The sequence below is a fragment of the Bhargavaea massiliensis genome (assembly GCF_050480245.1).
Taxonomy (GTDB): Bacteria; Bacillota; Bacilli; order Bacillales; family Anoxybacillaceae; genus Anoxybacillus.
Genome location: NZ_JBCNEQ010000004.1, coordinates 93,073 through 107,644, shown reverse-complemented (window position 1 = coordinate 107,644; position 14,572 = coordinate 93,073). Strand labels below are relative to the sequence as shown.

Annotated in this window: 14 protein-coding genes; 11 read left to right on the top strand and 3 right to left on the bottom strand. The window is 41.9% G+C overall.

The window, feature by feature from the left end:
* The first annotated feature begins 44 nt into the window (after positions 1 to 44).
* The 6 genes from rho (at position 45) to ABEV15_RS01900 (ending at position 6,749) form a co-directional block, all read left to right on the top strand.
* Positions 45 to 1,331: a transcription termination factor Rho gene (rho, locus tag ABEV15_RS01925; protein ID WP_429630126.1), complete on the top strand. Its 1,287-nt coding sequence runs from the start codon at positions 45 to 47 to the stop codon at positions 1,329 to 1,331.
* A 110-nt stretch (positions 1,332 to 1,441) separates the two neighbouring features.
* Positions 1,442 to 1,642 carry a 50S ribosomal protein L31 gene (rpmE, locus tag ABEV15_RS01920; RefSeq protein WP_003397039.1) on the top strand — a complete coding sequence of 67 codons (201 nt, stop codon included), beginning with the start codon at positions 1,442 to 1,444 and terminating at the stop codon, positions 1,640 to 1,642.
* 84 nt (positions 1,643 to 1,726) lie between these two features.
* Entirely contained in the window at positions 1,727 to 2,347 is a 621-nt protein-coding gene (locus tag ABEV15_RS01915) for a thymidine kinase (RefSeq protein ID WP_498852229.1), read from the top strand.
* Positions 2,348 to 2,497: 150 nt separating this feature from the next.
* The gene (locus ABEV15_RS01910) at positions 2,498 to 3,646 is read left to right on the top strand and encodes an iron-containing alcohol dehydrogenase (RefSeq protein WP_498852228.1); all 1,149 of its coding nucleotides are present in this window, start codon (positions 2,498 to 2,500) and stop codon (positions 3,644 to 3,646) included.
* A 5-nt stretch (positions 3,647 to 3,651) separates the two neighbouring features.
* Entirely contained in the window at positions 3,652 to 5,304 is a 1,653-nt protein-coding gene (locus ABEV15_RS01905) for a sensor histidine kinase (RefSeq protein ID WP_064214554.1), read from the top strand.
* Positions 5,301 to 6,749 (top strand): sigma-54-dependent transcriptional regulator, encoded by a 1,449-nt coding sequence (locus ABEV15_RS01900; RefSeq protein WP_498852227.1) that lies wholly within the window; start codon positions 5,301 to 5,303, stop codon positions 6,747 to 6,749. The genes ABEV15_RS01905 and ABEV15_RS01900 overlap by 4 nt, the downstream gene beginning before the upstream one ends.
* A 62-nt stretch (positions 6,750 to 6,811) precedes the next feature.
* Here ABEV15_RS01900 and ABEV15_RS01895 read toward each other — a convergent pair whose 3' ends face one another.
* From ABEV15_RS01895 to adhP, 3 genes are all read right to left on the bottom strand, one after another.
* On the bottom strand, positions 6,812 to 7,141 hold the full coding sequence (locus tag ABEV15_RS01895) for a DUF779 domain-containing protein (protein ID WP_064220730.1): 330 nt from the start codon (positions 7,139 to 7,141) through the stop codon (positions 6,812 to 6,814).
* A gap of 54 nt (positions 7,142 to 7,195) precedes the next feature.
* Positions 7,196 to 8,716: an aldehyde dehydrogenase gene (gene adh, locus ABEV15_RS01890; RefSeq protein WP_004893051.1), complete on the bottom strand. Its 1,521-nt coding sequence runs from the start codon at positions 8,714 to 8,716 to the stop codon at positions 7,196 to 7,198.
* A gap of 62 nt (positions 8,717 to 8,778) precedes the next feature.
* Positions 8,779 to 9,789 carry an alcohol dehydrogenase AdhP gene (gene adhP, locus ABEV15_RS01885; RefSeq protein ID WP_498852226.1) on the bottom strand — a complete coding sequence of 337 codons (1,011 nt, stop codon included), beginning with the start codon at positions 9,787 to 9,789 and terminating at the stop codon, positions 8,779 to 8,781.
* A 246-nt stretch (positions 9,790 to 10,035) separates the two neighbouring features.
* On the opposite strand from adhP, the gene prfA reads away from it, so the two are divergent.
* The 5 genes from prfA (at position 10,036) to ABEV15_RS01860 (ending at position 14,494) form a co-directional block, all read left to right on the top strand.
* The gene (gene prfA / locus ABEV15_RS01880) at positions 10,036 to 11,112 is read left to right on the top strand and encodes a peptide chain release factor 1 (protein WP_429630130.1); all 1,077 of its coding nucleotides are present in this window, start codon (positions 10,036 to 10,038) and stop codon (positions 11,110 to 11,112) included.
* Positions 11,102 to 11,953 carry a peptide chain release factor N(5)-glutamine methyltransferase gene (gene prmC, locus ABEV15_RS01875; RefSeq protein ID WP_498852225.1) on the top strand — a complete coding sequence of 284 codons (852 nt, stop codon included), beginning with the start codon at positions 11,102 to 11,104 and terminating at the stop codon, positions 11,951 to 11,953. Before prfA ends, prmC begins: the two co-directional genes overlap by 11 nt.
* Before the next feature lie 89 nt (positions 11,954 to 12,042).
* The gene (gene spoIIR, locus ABEV15_RS01870; RefSeq protein WP_429630134.1) at positions 12,043 to 12,675 is read left to right on the top strand and encodes a stage II sporulation protein R; all 633 of its coding nucleotides are present in this window, start codon (positions 12,043 to 12,045) and stop codon (positions 12,673 to 12,675) included.
* A gap of 167 nt (positions 12,676 to 12,842) precedes the next feature.
* Positions 12,843 to 13,886, top strand: coding sequence for an L-threonylcarbamoyladenylate synthase (locus tag ABEV15_RS01865; RefSeq protein ID WP_498852224.1), 1,044 nt, complete (start codon positions 12,843 to 12,845; stop codon positions 13,884 to 13,886).
* A gap of 62 nt (positions 13,887 to 13,948) precedes the next feature.
* Complete coding sequence (locus tag ABEV15_RS01860; RefSeq protein ID WP_429630138.1) at positions 13,949 to 14,494, top strand: manganese efflux pump MntP; 546 nt, start codon at positions 13,949 to 13,951, stop codon at positions 14,492 to 14,494.
* The last annotated feature ends 78 nt before the right edge of the window (positions 14,495 to 14,572 follow it).

The following is a 14,572-nucleotide window of genomic DNA, read 5'->3' as shown; positions in this document are numbered from 1 at the left end:
TCCAAAGAGCAATTCATGAAAATAAATAAAAGAGTGGTGTAAGTATGGAGTTAGGAGATTTAACGATTGCAAAGCTAGAAAATATGACAATTAAAGAGCTATATGAATTAGCTCGCCAATACAAAATTTCATATTACAGCAAACTGACAAAAAAAGAATTAATTTTTGCTATTTTAAAAGCGCGCGCAGAACAAGACGGTCTTTTCTTCATGGAAGGCGTGCTTGAAATCATCCAATCAGAAGGGTTTGGTTTTTTACGTCCAATTAACTATTCCCCTAGTTCAGAAGATATTTATATTTCCGCATCGCAAATTCGCCGCTTCGATCTGCGCAACGGTGATAAAGTATCAGGAAAAGTGCGCCCGCCAAAAGAAAACGAACGGTATTTCGGTTTATTGCATGTTGAGGCTGTAAACGGTGAAGATCCAGAAATCGCGAAAGAGCGCGTTCATTTTCCAGCGCTTACGCCGCTTTATCCAAACCGTCAAATGAAGCTGGAAACGACGCCAGACAAGATATCTACCCGCCTCATCGATTTAATTGCTCCGATCGGATTTGGTCAGCGCGGTTTAATTGTCGCGCCTCCAAAAGCGGGAAAAACGATGTTGTTAAAAGAAATTGCCAACAGCATTACAACGAACCATCCTGACGTTGAACTGATCGTTTTACTCATTGACGAGCGTCCAGAGGAAGTGACGGATATTGAACGTTCCGTATCTGCCGATGTCGTCAGCTCGACGTTTGATGAAGTGCCAGAAAATCATATTAAAGTGGCGGAGCTCGTACTTGAACGAGCAATGCGTCTTGTGGAGCATAAACGTGACGTTGTCATTTTAATGGATAGTATTACGCGTTTAGCGCGCGCATACAACCTCGTCATTCCTCCAAGCGGCCGAACGCTTTCAGGAGGAATTGATCCGGCTGCGTTCCATCGTCCAAAACGGTTTTTCGGGGCAGCACGAAACATTGAGGAAGGCGGCAGTTTAACGATTTTAGCGACCGCTCTTGTCGATACAGGTTCGCGCATGGACGATGTCATTTATGAAGAATTTAAAGGAACGGGGAATATGGAGCTTCATCTTGACCGCTCATTAGCGGAAAAGCGTATTTTCCCTGCCATCGACATTCGTCGTTCAGGTACGCGAAAAGAAGAATTATTAATTCCAAAAGAACATCTAGAAAAATTATGGGCGATTCGTAAGACAATGTCAGATACGCCAGACTTTATTGAGCGATTTATTCACCGACTAAAGCAAACAAAGACAAACGAGGAGTTTTTTGCGATGTTGGATGAAGAGTGGAAAACAGCCGGAAATTTAAAACGGTTATAAATGGATAGTTGCAAAACAGCGGGACGGTTGTTATAATTTTATCATGTGTGTTTTTCATTGCATATAAACTCTGTTTCGAAAAGATTCAGGGCGGAAGGAGATGAAATGAGATGAAAGCAGGAATCCATCCAAACTATAAAAAAGTGATGGTTAAGTGCGCGTGTGGAAACGAGTTTGAGAGCGGTTCTGTTAAAGATGAAGTGCGCGTAGAAATTTGCTCAGCATGCCATCCATTCTACACAGGACGTCAAAAATTCGCTTCTGCTGCAGGACGTGTTGATAAATTTAACAAAAAATACGGCCTTAAGTAATCCGTATGTCATGAAAACAGGCAAGCGAACATTTTTCACTTGCCTGTTTTTTTCGTGAAAGTTTGAAAGGAAGGGGACGCCCCGATGGATGTTATGAAGCAATCCGGCTGGCTCGAAGTCATTTGCGGCAGCATGTTTTCAGGAAAATCAGAAGAGCTCATTCGCCGCGTACGCCGCGCCCAATTTGCAAAACAAGAAGTGAAAGTGTTTAAGCCAGCGATTGATAATCGATACAGTGACGAAGCTGTCGTTTCTCATAATGGAACTTCTGTTATTGCTATTCCTGTTTCTTGTGCGTTAGACATTCGAAAACATATCTCCGCACATACGGACGTTGTGGCGATTGATGAAGTGCAATTTTTTGACGAACATGTCGTTCATGTTGTGCAACAGCTTGCTGATGAAGGATATCGTGTCATTGTGGCTGGTTTAGACCAAGATTTTCGCGGTGAACCGTTCGGACCTGTTCCAACGTTAATGTCTATCGCTGAATCGGTGACAAAGCTACAAGCTGTTTGTACTGTCTGTGGCTCTCCTGCATCGCGCACACAGCGGCTCATTAACGGTCGTCCTGCATCTTATTATGACCCTGTCATTTTAATCGGTGCGAGTGAATCGTACGAACCACGTTGCCGCCATCATCATGAAGTGCCCGATCATCCGATAAAAACCCAACAATTCCAGATGAACAGCAAGATGAAATAATAGTTCATTGCATGGGAATATAGAAGGATATCCAATTACGACAAAAGGTGCTCTCGTAAAAAATGAGGGCACTTTTTAAAACGATACAATAGACAAAAAATTTAAAAAAGTTATACAATTAATTTAAATTTGTTGTTAAGGAGCGAATGTATGAATATCCATAAATTCGTCATGCCTGAAGTTATTTTTGGTAACGCTTCCATTCAACAGGTAGGGGAAAGTTGTGTGCGACTTGGGGCAACGAATGTATTTATCGTTAGTGACCCAGGAGTTATGGAGGCTGGTTGGCTAGATGTAGTTGTAAGAAGTTGTCGGCAAGCGGGGTTAAGCTATACAACATTTCACGACATAACCATTAATCCAAAAGATAAAGAGGTGGAGAAGGGGTGTCGTATATACCTCGAAAACGAATGTGATGCGGTTATCGGGGTTGGCGGTGGAAGTTCCATTGATGTAGCAAAAGCAATCGCCATTCTTGTTACTAACGGTGGGCGGATTCATGATTATGAAGGGGTTGACAAAATTCGTTATCCTCTCCCGCCACAGGTAATGGTGCCTACAACAGCAGGATCAGGCTCTGAGGTTTCTCAATTTTCTGTAATTGTTGACACAGAGACAGAGAAAAAGATGACGATCATTTCCCGTTCACTTATTCCTGATATTGCGATCATTGATCCTGAAACATTGTCGACTAAAAGTCCGCATTTAACTGCCTCAACAGGTCTAGATGTGTTAACCCATGGTATTGAAGCTTATGTTAGTCTGGCAGCAACACCTTTGACGGATGTACATGCTAAAAATGCTATTTCACTTGTTGCTGAATATTTGCGGCCTTCGGTAGCTTCAAAAATGAACATAGAGGCTAAAATAAACATGGCAATGGCATGCTTACAGGCTGGTCTAGCTTTTTCTAATGCAATTTTAGGAGCGGTTCATGCAATGTCGCACGCGGTAGGAGGAAAATATAACCTCCTTCACGGAGCAGTGAATTCGATTTTGTTACCACATGTGATGGAATACAACTTGTTAGCAAATCCAAAGAAATTTGCAGATATTGCTCTTTTTCTAGGTGTTGATATTCGGGGAATGTCGAATATGGAGGCTGGAAACAAAGCAATTGAGCACGTGAAACAGCTGACTATGGATATTGGTACGCCACAAAGGCTAGCGGATATAGGTGTTGAGAAAGATCAGTTAAAAAGGATGAGTGTTTCCGCTTTTCACGATACGTGCATGATTACAAATCCACGAGATGTAACTATAGAAGACATTGAGGAACTATTTAGAAAGGCATGGTAAGGGCGATGAGAGATAGGCAACAAATCATCAACTTATTAACAGGGGTACAATCTTCAAAGAAGAGCTACTATACCGAATTAAAAAAAATGGTAAATGAGTTAAAAAAGAAGAATATGCAGTTAGAAATCATCAATGATATTACAAAGAGCTTTAATATCGACATGTCGATCGATGATATGCTGAAAAATACGTTTGACAAACTAAAAGAGATTTTCCCTATAGGGCGAATTAGCTTGTTGCTATATGAACAAGAGCAACTTATATTAACGAACGTATATCCAGAACAAGATTTATATTTTCCAGTTGGATTTGTGGTGCCAAAAGAGCATTCTCTTTACTGGAAAGTAATGCAATCACTTGAGAAAATGTTCTATCAAGTACAAGAAGAGAAAGCATTTTTTGAAAATAAGATATACCAAGCACTAGGAATTCGTAGCATACTACTTATCCCGCTTATGAGAAAGGCGCAAGTTATTGGTTTGCTAAGTATTGGTAGTGAGGAGGTGATTATGTACGACGAATCTGATCTCTCTTTTTTTCAACAGTTTGGTGATCAATTGGCAGTCTGTATTGAAAATGTTCGCCTTTACAATGAAGTGCTGACAAGTAAAAAAGAATGGGAGGAAACGTTTCGGGCAGTCTCCGAAATGATATTCGTTGTTGATTTAGAAGGAAATATTTTGAAATATAATGATGCAGCTAAAGCTTTTTTTTCGATGAATCTATATAACATAAATATTTGTGAGTTACTATCGATAAATTTTAAGGAAAGTCCGATTGTTGAAACGATAGAAACCAAAAAACCTGTCCATCGTCAATTTTATATCCAGCAACGTGTTTGTGAGTTTCATTCTTATCCTGTATGGAACGAACAACAAAAAATGTATGCGATTATTATTTACATCAATGATATTACTGAAAAATTACAAATTGAAGCGCAACTTATTCAGTCTGGGAAACTTGCTGCTATTGGAGAGATGGCAGCTGGCATTGCACATGAACTAAACAATCCACTAACTGCAATTCTTGGTAATGCACAATTGTTGTTACGATCAATTAAGAAAGATGACCGTTCGTATAAATTATTGTATGATATCCATTTATGTGGGAAACGGTGCAAAAGCATTATTCAAAACTTATTGACGTTTTCTAGACAGGATGAATATGTATTTGAATTGTGTTCTATAAATGAAGCTGTTGAGCAAGTTTTAGGGTTAATTGGAGATCAAATTCAAAAACAGAATATTAGGATTCAAAAAAAACTAGATAGTTCGCTGGGTTTGATCGAAGCAAACATTCAGCAAATTGGACAAGTTATTTTAAACTTTTTAATCAATGCAAAAGATGCATTGGAAGAAGTGGAAAGTGATCGAAAGGTAATTGTGATTGAAACGAAACAATTTATCGAGAACGAGAAACAATGGGTCGTTCTATGTGTTAGGGACAATGGAAAAGGAATTGCAGAGCAACATTTACAAGAAATTTTTAATCCATTTTTTACAACTAAGAGACCGGGGAAGGGGACAGGTCTTGGTCTCTCGGTCAGCTTAGGTATTGCGGAAGCACACGGTGGGACCATTGAGGTAGTTAGTAAGCTAGGTAGAGGAAGTGAATTTTGCTTAAAGATTCCTTGCGCAGTGAAGGAGGAAAATGAATGAAAAGTATTTTAGTCATTGATGATGAGCGTGAGGTAGGTACATTTTTTAGTCATTTTTTGGAGGGAAAAGGCTATAGTGTAAAGATTGGATTTAGTGGAAAAGACTTTTCCGAACTTATTAGACAGCATCACTTTGATTTGGCATTAATTGATGTGAAGTTGCCGGATACAAATGGGCTAGATTTGTTAAAGCAACTGAGGGTTTCACTTCCTTTTTGCAAAGTTGTGGTGATGACGGGCTATAGTACTGTAAAAACAGCGGTGGAAGCAATCAAATACGGGGCAAGTGACTATGTGGAAAAACCATTTGACGATATTGATCAACTGGAACAACTAATTGATGGTTTGTTGTATAGCGGTGTTACTTCGACACAAAATGATATGTATAAGTTAGCTGAAACGCTTGGGTTTATCGTTGGAACGAATAAAGAGATGAATGATTTATTAAAGTTTGCATATAAAATCGCAAAGAAAAATGTAAATGTACTTATCGAAGGAGAAACAGGTACAGGAAAAGAAGTTCTTGCTCATTTTATCCATAGTGCTAGTATGCGATATGATCATCCTTTTGTTGGGGTTAATTGTGGTGCGGTTTCAGAAACATTATTGGAAAGTGAGCTGTTTGGCTACGAAAAGGGAGCATTTACGGGAGCAGTAAAAGAAAAAAAGGGAATTTTCGAAATTGCTAACCGTGGTACGTTGTTCTTAGATGAAATCGGTGAAGCTTCGCTTGCTACACAAGTAAAGTTGTTGAGGGTATTAGAGACGGGGGAATATATGCGAGTCGGTGGTGAAACGGTTCGGAAAACAAATGCACGTATTATTGCCGCAACTCATGTAAATCTTGCTAAGGCGGTGGAGGAAAGAAACTTTCGGGAAGATTTGCTCTATCGCCTTGATGTTGTGAAGTTGACTATCCCACCACTTCGTGAACGTCTGGAAGATTTGCCGCTTCTCGTTGAGTACTTTTTGAAAAAGTTAAATATTTCTATGACATTTTCTGAGGATAGTATTGCTTGTATGAGACAATATTATTGGCCCGGAAATGTAAGAGAGTTATTTAATGTCGTCAAACGAGCAGTAACATTAGCAGAAGGAGAAACAGCTGTTATTACTCCTTCATATTTACCTGAAAAATTAAAGGCTTCACTACCTTTGAAGCGAGCGGATGATGAGCAAGACAAGAAAAAGGAATTAGACTTCGAGGTATATTTGCAACAATGGGTAACCCACGTTTTGTCCATGTGGAGAAGCAATGAAAAAGTGGATCTTGAATATGTGCTTTCTTTAGTCAGAGAGATGGAGGTAGAGATGAGTCGTTCGTTTATTATGAAGACGCTAAAAGAAACTATTGGGAACAGAAAAGAAGCAGCGGAGCGCTTAAATATTACAGTCCGAAAGTTAAGGTACTTACTAAAAGAAAAGGGATCAGATTCAAAGTTGTAGATCACTTTTGATCTGATCCCCTCTGTACAATAAGCATAACAACGTCACAAAAGAGTGTGTTCCTAATTAAGTCTCCTCGACCTTGTTAAAAAACGTACTCCTTCGCGCCCTTCAAGTGAAAACATGCCACCGCGGCCAGGTACAACATCAATAATTAGTTGCGTATGTTTCCAATATTCGTATTGAGCAGCATGCATATAAAATGGGCATCCTCCGATTTCGCCAAGCAATACGTCTGAGTCCCCGATCATAAACTCCCCTTGTGGATAACACATCGGTGAGCTTCCATCACAACAACCACCAGATTGATGAAACATAAGCGGACCGTATGTTTCTTTTAATTTTTCGATAAGTTGTAGCGCAGCTTCGGTCGCTACTACTTTCGGTTGCATGCACAATCAGCTCCTTTCAAAAAAGGCAGCGCTTTTGAGACGCTGCCTGAACGATTAGAAAAATCCAAGTTTTTTCGGCGAATAGCTAACAAGTAAGTTTTTCGTTTGTTGATAATGTTCGAGCATCATTTTGTGCGTTTCACGACCGATTCCTGACATTTTATATCCACCAAACGCTGCATGAGCCGGATAAGTGTGATAACAATTCGTCCAAACGCGTCCAGCTTGAATGCCGCGACCAAATCGGTATGCGGTATTTATATCGCGCGTCCATATTCCGGCACCAAGTCCGTATAATGTATCATTGGCAATCGATAACGCTTCATCTTGATCCTTAAATGTTGTGACGGAAACAACGGGACCGAAAATTTCTTCTTGGAAAATACGCATCCGATTATGTCCCTTAAAGACGGTTGGCTTCATATAATAACCACCTTGTAAATCCCCTTCTAACATGTTGCGTTCGCCACCGATGAGAAGTTCAGCTCCTTCTTGTTTACCGATATCAATGTATGACAAAATTTTTTCTAGCTGTTCGGACGAGGCTTGAGCACCGATCATTGTGCTCGTATCGAGCGGGTTGCCTTGTTTAATTTGTTTGACTCGCTCTAATGCTCGTTCCATAAATACATCGTAAATGGATTCTTCGATTAATGCACGCGAAGGGCATGTACAAACTTCCCCTTGGTTTAGAGCGAACATTGTAAATCCTTCAAGCGCTTTATCAAAAAATTCGTCATCTTTCGCAGCGACATCGGCGAAGAAAATGTTTGGTGATTTTCCCCCAAGTTCAAGTGTGACCGGAATTAAGTTTTGAGATGCATACTGCATAATGAGACGTCCCGTCGTCGTTTCGCCGGTAAAGGCAACTTTTGCGATACGTGGGTTAGAAGCGAGCGGTTTGCCAGCTTCAAGACCAAATCCATTGACGACATTCACAATGCCTTTTGGTAGTAAATCTTGAATGAGTTCGATCAGCACGAGAATCGATGTCGGTGTTTGTTCAGCTGGCTTTAGTACAACGCAGTTGCCAGCAGCTAAAGCAGGTGCGAGTTTCCAAGCCGCCATTAAAATTGGGAAATTCCATGGAATAATTTGTCCGACAACGCCGAGCGGCTCTTTAAAATGATAAGCGACGGTATCCGCGTCAATCTCTGCCAACGTGCCTTCCTCAGCGCGAATGCAGCCGGCAAAATAGCGGAAATGATCAATAGCTAGAGGAATGTCAGCCGCACGTGTTTCACGAATCGGCTTTCCATTTTCCCACGTTTCCGCCACGGCAAGCATGTCTAAGTTTTCTTCCATTCGGTCTGCGATTTTATTGAGCAGACGTGCCCGTTCAGCAACAGATGTACGTCCCCATGCTTCTTTTGCTGCATGAGCTGCGTCGAGTGCTAATTCAATATCAGCAGCTTTTGAACGAGGGACCTCGCAATATACTTGTCCAGTAACAGGTGAAATGTTTTCAAAATATTCCCCATCTATTGGCGGGACCCATTCCCCACCGATGAAATTTTCATATCTCTTTTTGAATGTAATGAGTGAACCAGGTTGTCCCGGTTGGGCGTAAATCATGTAAATTCCTCCCCTTTTAAACTTTTAGATTGGGGGATGGTACCCCCGTTTCCTTATGATTTTTACAAAGTTAAAACAACACGTCCGTTGATCTGTCCCTTCTCCATTCTCTCGAATACTTCATTGACCTTATCTAACGGAACAGCTTCCACGATTGGACGAACTTTCCCTCGAGCCGCAAAATCTAATGCTTCCTGCATGTCTTTTCTTGTTCCGACGATCGATCCTTTTACTGTAATACCATTTAAGACCGTATCAAAAATCGGTATTGGTAATTCATCGTTAGGTAAGCCCACAACAACGAGGCATCCCCCACGCTTAACAGACTGATAAGCTTGTTCAAAGGCTTTTTTTGTCACAGCAACACTAATAGCAGCCTGAACCCCGCCCACTTTTTCACGGATTGCCGTTACCGGATCCTCTTTTAGTCCGTTAACAGCAATATCTGCTCCTAATTTTGTTGCGAGTTCTATTTTTTCATCGCTAATGTCTACAGCAACAACATTGAACCCCATGGCTTTAGCATATTGTAAAGCGATATGGCCTAACCCACCAATCCCGTAAATGGCAACCCAGTCACCTGGTTTGGCATTCGATACTTTTAAAGCTTTATATGTGGTCACCCCAGCGCAAAGAATAGGTGCGACTTCTACCGGATCTAGATTTTCAGGTATTCTTGCTACATAGTCTGCTGGGGCCTTGCAATATTCCGCATATCCACCGTCTACTGAGTAGCCGCCATTTAATTGATGTGGACAAAGTGTTTCTTGTCCACCTAGGCAATATTCACACTCCCCACACGCTGAATATAGCCATGGAACACCAACCCGATCACCAATTTTTATCGTTTTGACTCCCTCTCCTATTTCGACAACGACTCCAACTCCTTCATGACCAGGGATGAGAGGGAGTTTAGGTTTAATTGGCCAGTCCCCATGAGCTGCATGTAAATCGGTGTGGCATACTCCACAAGCCTCGATTTTGACAAGTACCTCACCGTACCCTAACTTCGGTTTTTCTACCTCTTCGATGCTTAGCTTTTGTTTGAACCCGTGAACGACTGCAGCTTTCATTTTCTTGATCCCCTTTCCAAAAATTTTTTGTTCGCATATTATTCAAGCAAAAATCATGCCAACTTTAATTAACTATGAAAATAGGCATAAACTAATATATATTGCCGAATTTTTGTCCATTTTTCTCAAATAAATGATATTTCGTTCACAAAATTGTAACAATTTTAAATGGACTTTCTTATTTCATTAAAATGTAGTACAATTACAAATTAGACTGTGTATGGAACAAGGATAGGGGTGAATATTGTGTTTGACCGTTTACAAGCGGTAGAAGCCCGTTATGAAAAATTAAATGAACTATTAATGGATCCAGATGTGTTAAATGATCCGAAAAAGTTGCGTGATTACTCAAAAGAGCAATCCGATTTAGCGGAAACGGTACAAACGTATCGCGAATATAAATCGGTGCGTGAGCAGTTAGCAGATGCGAAAGCGATGTTGGAAGAAAAGCTCGATCCGGACATGCGCGAAATGGTGAAAGAAGAAATTAACGAACTAGAAGAGCGCGAAGAACAGCTTGTTGAAAAGTTAAAAGTATTGTTGCTTCCGAAAGATCCAAACGATGACAAAAACGTCATTATGGAAATTCGCGGAGCGGCAGGTGGCGAGGAAGCCGCGCTTTTTGCAGGCGATTTGTATCGCATGTATACGCGCTATGCGGAGTCGCAAGGATGGAAAACAGAAGTGATTGAAGCACATCCTACAGGGCTTGGTGGCTATAAAGAAATTATTTTTATGATTCAAGGAAAAGGGGCATATTCGAAGCTGAAATTCGAAAACGGTGCTCATCGCGTTCAGCGCGTACCTGAGACAGAATCTGGTGGACGCATTCATACATCCACAGCAACGGTTGCATGTTTGCCAGAGATGGAAGAAATTGAAATCGAAATTAACGAAAAAGACATTCGTGTTGATACGTTCGCATCGAGCGGTCCGGGGGGACAAAGCGTCAATACGACGATGTCGGCTGTTCGTTTAACGCACATTCCAACAGGAATCGTCGTATCGTGCCAAGACGAAAAATCGCAAATTAAAAATAAAGAAAAAGCGATGAAAGTATTGCGCGCACGCATTTACGATAAATACCAACAAGAAGCGCGTGCAGAATACGATCAAACGCGCAAACAGGCGGTCGGCACAGGCGATCGCTCTGAACGCATTCGCACGTACAACTTCCCACAAAACCGTGTGACAGACCATCGCATCGGCTTGACGATTCAAAAACTTGATCAAGTGTTAGAAGGAAAGTTAGATGAAATTATTGATGCGCTCATTTTAGACGATCAATCGAAAAAATTGGAGCAAGCGAACAATGAGCAGTAAAATATATGAAGTCCTTCAATGGGCTTCTTCTTTTTTCCGAGAACACGGGAAGGAAGAAACGGCTGCGGAATGGTTGTTGCGTCACCATTTACAAATGACGCGCGCGCAACTATTTGCTTCGTTGCGTGATCCAATGGATGAGACGAGCAAGCAAGCATTTATGGCTGATGTGAAAAAACATGCGCTTGAACATATTCCGATTCAATATATTATCGGACGTGAGCAGTTTTATGGACGAACGTTTATAGTCAATGAGCATGTATTAATTCCACGTCCAGAAACAGAAGAGCTCGTTTCCCATGTGCTTGCGCGCGCACGAAAACAGCCGCTTCACGTCGTTGATGTCGGGACAGGAAGCGGAGCGATTGCGATTACATTGTCGTTAGAACGACCAGCGTGGCATGTGTATGGCATTGATATTGCCGCTTCATCGCTTGAAGTCGCGAAAAAAAATGCCGCTCAGCTTGGCGCTTGCGTGCATTGGTTCGAAGGGGACTTATTGCAACCGATTATCGACTGTGGCATACAAGTCGATGTCGTTGTGTCTAATCCGCCATACATTCCAGCGCGTGACATTCCGACGCTATCGCCTGTCGTGCAAAAAGAACCGCTTCGTGCGCTTGTCGGTGGCGAAGATGGCTTGTTATTTTATCGTCGCTTGACGGAGCAGCTGCCACATGTAGTTACCCCACAAGCGCTGATTGCATTTGAAATCGGTCACGGACAAGGGCAAGCTGTCAAAACGATGTTGCACCAAACATTTCCTTCCGCGTATGTCGATGTCCTTTTTGATATCAACGGTAAAGAGCGCATCGTCGTCGCTGATCTCGCTTCCGAGTAACATCGGAAGCTTTTTATATTTTTTCATTTTCATAGTTTATCAACCTCCTTTTCTGGTTATACTGCATAACAAGAAAGGGGAGGTAAACGATGAACAAATACGTGATTATTTTATATATGACAATGATTATGATCGGTGCGATTATTACAATATACGGTCAACAAACAGAAGCGCAAGGAGATGTCGTCATTCCAAATGAAGCGGTACGTTTGCGCATTTTAGCGAATAGCGATTCGCCAGATGACCAAGCGTTAAAGCGCGCGGTTCGCGATGCAGTCAATGAGCAAATTACGGCATGGGTAAGCGACTTAACATCATTTGAAGAAGCAAAACAAGTCATTGCACAACATGTGCCCGAAATTGAACAAACGGTTGCCCGCGTTCTTCAAGAAAAAAAGAGCGATCAGTCGTACAAAGTGACGTTTGGGCGTGTATCGTTCCCGACGAAAATATACGGTTCATACGTATATCCCGCAGGTGAGTACGATGCGGTCTTAATTACGCTCGGCAAAGGTGAAGGAGCAAACTGGTGGTGCGTTTTATTCCCGCCGCTTTGTTTTCTCGATTTTTCAACAGGTGAAGCCGTTCGTCCTGCGGAAAAACAAGTCGAACAAAAGACACAAGTTGAACAAATGGAGGAACAGCCGCTCGTTGTTGAAGATGAGCAACAAGTCGAAGTGAAATTTTTCGTTGCAGAAGTATGGGAAAAACTTATGCAATAAACATATCCACAAATTTATCAACAAAAACGGGTTAATTATCCACAATTTGTGAACAAATGTTGTGTGTTTTTTGCGAATGTTTTATACTCATTGAAGAATTTGTTGTAAAATGCTTATGAGCGGTCGATAAAAAATAAGCAACTTGGAATATTTATGAGGTGAAAAAGTTGAAGACACATGTGTTTTTTGTGGATAAAAATGTGGATGAATTAACGACTTATCCACAGATTTTACAGGCTGCTTCGTATTTACAGCGAGGCGAGCTTGTTGCGTTTCCGACAGAAACAGTGTACGGGCTTGGAGCGAACGCCATGTCCACATCTGCTGTGGAAAACATCTTTGTCGCGAAAGGAAGGCCGAGTGATAATCCACTCATTGTCCACATTGCAGCAACAGAGCAATTGCATGATATTGCTTGCGACATTCCTCCTGTCGCATATACATTGATGGAACATTTTTGGCCCGGTCCGTTAACGCTTGTTCTTCCAAAAAAAGAAGCGGTTTCCCCGCGCGTGACTGCGGGGTTAAATACGGTGGCGGTGCGCATGCCGAATCATCCGATTGCTCTTGCGCTTATTCAAGCAAGCGGGCTACCGATTGCTGCACCGAGTGCGAATCGTTCAGGACGACCGAGTCCGACGACGGCAAAGCATGTGCTTGATGACTTAGATGGACGTATTGCAGCAGTTGTCGATGGAGGGCCGACAGGTGTTGGGGTTGAATCGACGGTCATTGACTGTACGACAGCCATTCCGACCATTTTAAGACCTGGGGGCGTGACGAAAGAAGATATTGAACGAGTGATCGGGGTTGTCGATATGGATCGCGCGCTTGTGGAAAAAGAAGCGGTGCCGAAATCCCCGGGAATGAAATATGTGCATTACGCACCGAAAGCTCCGTTAGTTGTTGTCCATGGTTCTTCCGTCTTTTTGCAACAACTTGTCAATGAAAAACGTGCCGATGGTTTCAAGGTGGGAATATTGACGACGGAAGAAAAACGTCATACGTATGAAGCAGACGTTGTCATTTCTTGTGGACAACGACACGATTTACGCACGGTCGCTCAACAGCTATATGACGCATTGCGAACGTTTGATGAAACGAATGTGGACATCATTTATAGCGAATCGTTCCCACATGAAGGGATCGGCGTAGCGATTATGAACCGATTATTAAAAGCCGCAGGGTATGAACAAATGATGGAAAAATGATGTCTAAATTCCTTAGGGTGTGCATATGTTAGCGTGAGGGCACGTCCTAAGGAGGCATTCATATGATTGGAGAAATGATCACATTAGCGATGATGGCATTTGCATTAGGGATGGATGCATTTTCAGTCAGTCTTGGCATGGGAATGCTTCGACTTCGTCTGAAGCAAATCGCCTATATTGGATTAACGGTCGGTTTTTTCCATATTGTCATGCCTTTAATCGGGATGGCGATTGGGCGATTGTTATCTGTCCGGCTCGGCCATATGGCGACATACATCGGTGGGGGATTGCTGCTTATTCTCGGCATACAAATGGTCATCGCCTCCTTTCGTCATGAACAAGAACATTGGCTGAGGCCGATCGGCATCGGTTTGTTTTTATTTTCATTTAGCGTAAGCCTCGACAGTTTTTCTGTCGGATTAAGTTTAGGCATTTATGGAGTAGAAATCGTATTCGCGGTTATCGCGTTCGGATTGACAAGCATGGTGTTAACATGGATGGGGTTGCTCCTTGGGCGCCGTTTTCAACGTTGGTTAGGTACATATAGCGAAGCGTTAGGCGGTACGATTTTACTTTTATTTGCGTGTAAACTTTTGTTTCCGTTATGAGCTGGGTGTTTCAAGTTCTTTTTTTCTTTTATTCCATCTATGCTTTGTTTTTCTTTTATTCCATCTATGCTTTGTCAT

Coding starts and splice junctions, on each gene's coding strand:
- rho (WP_429630126.1), top strand. CDS start 45: ATGGAGTTAGGAGATTTAACGATTGCAAAGCTAGAAAATATGACAATT.
- rpmE (WP_003397039.1), top strand. CDS start 1,442: ATGAAAGCAGGAATCCATCCAAACTATAAAAAAGTGATGGTTAAGTGC.
- ABEV15_RS01915 (WP_498852229.1), top strand. CDS start 1,727: ATGGATGTTATGAAGCAATCCGGCTGGCTCGAAGTCATTTGCGGCAGC.
- ABEV15_RS01910 (WP_498852228.1), top strand. CDS start 2,498: ATGAATATCCATAAATTCGTCATGCCTGAAGTTATTTTTGGTAACGCT.
- ABEV15_RS01905 (WP_064214554.1), top strand. CDS start 3,652: ATGAGAGATAGGCAACAAATCATCAACTTATTAACAGGGGTACAATCT.
- ABEV15_RS01900 (WP_498852227.1), top strand. CDS start 5,301: ATGAAAAGTATTTTAGTCATTGATGATGAGCGTGAGGTAGGTACATTT.
- ABEV15_RS01895 (WP_064220730.1), bottom strand. CDS start 7,141: ATGCAACCGAAAGTAGTAGCGACCGAAGCTGCGCTACAACTTATCGAA.
- adh (WP_004893051.1), bottom strand. CDS start 8,716: ATGATTTACGCCCAACCGGGACAACCTGGTTCACTCATTACATTCAAA.
- adhP (WP_498852226.1), bottom strand. CDS start 9,789: ATGAAAGCTGCAGTCGTTCACGGGTTCAAACAAAAGCTAAGCATCGAA.
- prmC (WP_498852225.1), top strand. CDS start 11,102: ATGAGCAGTAAAATATATGAAGTCCTTCAATGGGCTTCTTCTTTTTTC.
- spoIIR (WP_429630134.1), top strand. CDS start 12,043: ATGAACAAATACGTGATTATTTTATATATGACAATGATTATGATCGGT.
- ABEV15_RS01860 (WP_429630138.1), top strand. CDS start 13,949: ATGATTGGAGAAATGATCACATTAGCGATGATGGCATTTGCATTAGGG.